Annotated in this window: 2 protein-coding genes; one reads left to right on the forward strand and one right to left on the reverse strand. The window is 70.7% G+C overall.

Annotated features, from left to right (window positions below):
• Nucleotides 1–351, reverse strand: a 351-nt coding sequence (locus tag AAGI91_17890; protein ID MEM1044486.1) for a carboxypeptidase-like regulatory domain-containing protein, incomplete at its 3' end; no start/stop codon positions are given.
• Nucleotides 352–628: 277 nt separating this feature from the next.
• Here AAGI91_17890 and AAGI91_17895 point away from each other — a divergent pair.
• Nucleotides 629–1,378 (forward strand): HAD family acid phosphatase, encoded by a 750-nt coding sequence (locus AAGI91_17895; protein MEM1044487.1) that lies wholly within the window; start codon nucleotides 629–631, stop codon nucleotides 1,376–1,378.
• Nucleotides 1,379–1,535: the final 157 nt, after the last annotated feature.

Consider the following 1,535-nt stretch of genomic DNA (forward strand, 5'->3'; position numbering starts at 1 on the left):
CCCCGCGAGGGCGTCGGCGGTCACGACGGCACCGTCGAGGTTGAGGAGCGACTCCCGGAGCTGGATGCTCACACGGACGGTGTCACCCGCCAGCGTGACGCGTCGGGTAGCCGGCGCGTAGCCGACGTAGCGGGCCACCAGTTGGCGCCGTCCCTCGGCCGTGGTCGTGAAGGAGAACCGCCCGTCGCCTCCGGTGGCCGTCCCGTCGGTCGTCCCCGCGACGAGAATGGTCGCGTACGGCAGCGGCTCGCCGCCATCGTCGAGGATGGTGCCGGTGACGACGGTCTGCGCCTGGACCGGTGCGGCGAGGATGGACGCCAGCGGGACGAGAAGGAGGAGAAGAGAGCGCATCGTCGCGGAGGGTGACGATGCAAGGGACGGCGTTTGCGCTCCTGGCGTTGGGTTTGATGGACGAGTCGCGTCTCCGCTGGACGAGTCGCGGCTGGCGCTGCCGGGCGGCCTGCTGGCGTGAGTGCAGTCTCCGGCCAATCACGTCGGCCGACTCGCCACAGCGCCAGCGGGCAATCCTGCCGTGGCCAGGCATCGCCGCCCGCTGGCGGCTGCAAGCGGCACTGTGCACTATGAGGTAGCACACGCTACACTGGCGCGGCCTCTTCCCCTCTCTGCCATGTCTACTCGCCTCGCCCTTCTCCTCAGCGTACTCACCGTCGCAGGGTGCGCCTCTCTCGCTCCCGTCCCTGGAGTGCCCCCGCCATCGGAGACGTCCGCCTCGGCTGAGATCCCGCTCGACATCCGGTGGGTCCGACGGTCCGCCGAGCACCGTGCCGTCTACGCCCAGACGTACCGGGCCGCAGGGCTTCACCTCCGCGCCGTCGCCGACACGCTCACCGCGCCAGACTGGGCCGTCATCCTCGACGCCGACGAGACGCTCCTCGACAACTCGCTCTACCAGCGCGAGCGGGCGGAGGTCGGGCTGGGCTACACCCCGGAGACCTGGAACCAGTGGGTCCGGCGCGAGGCCGCCCCTGCGCTCCCGGGCGCCGTCGCCTTCACCGACCTCGTGCGCGAGCTCGGCGGGCGGGTCGTCGTGGTCACGAACCGGGACGACATCGTCTGCGACGAGACGCGCCGTAACCTGTCCGCAGTCGGCATCGAGGCCGACGCGGTGCTCTGCCGGGTCGACGACGGGGACAAGAACGCCCGGTTCGCAGCCGTCGAACAGGGCACCACGACCGGGCTCTCCCCGCTGACGGTCGTGATGTGGATGGGCGACAACATCGGCGACTTCCCCGAGCTCTCGCAGGACGTTCGCTTCGAGGGCGAACGAGCGCTGTCCGAGTTCGGCGGTCGGTTCTGGGCGTTCCCCAACCCGATGTACGGATCGTGGACGCGGAACGAGGCGGCGACGACCGACTGATCCCGGCCTCGTTCCGCTGGCGACGGCCACTGGGGTCGCGCTAGACTCCTGGCGTCTCCCCCACCCTGCGATGTCCGCCCCCTACGAAGGCCTCGGTGTGTTCTACCTCGGCCGAGAGGTCGACCCTGCCACCTCCGAGCCGACCGACGCGCCCATC

This window comes from Bacteroidota bacterium, from assembly GCA_038746285.1.
Lineage (GTDB): Bacteria > Bacteroidota > Rhodothermia > Rhodothermales > JANQRZ01 > JANQRZ01.

Bases quoted from the DNA above. Each gene is read 5' to 3' on its own strand.
- AAGI91_17895 (MEM1044487.1), top strand. From the start codon at position 629: ATGTCTACTCGCCTCGCCCTTCTCCTCAGCGTACTCACCGTCGCAGGG.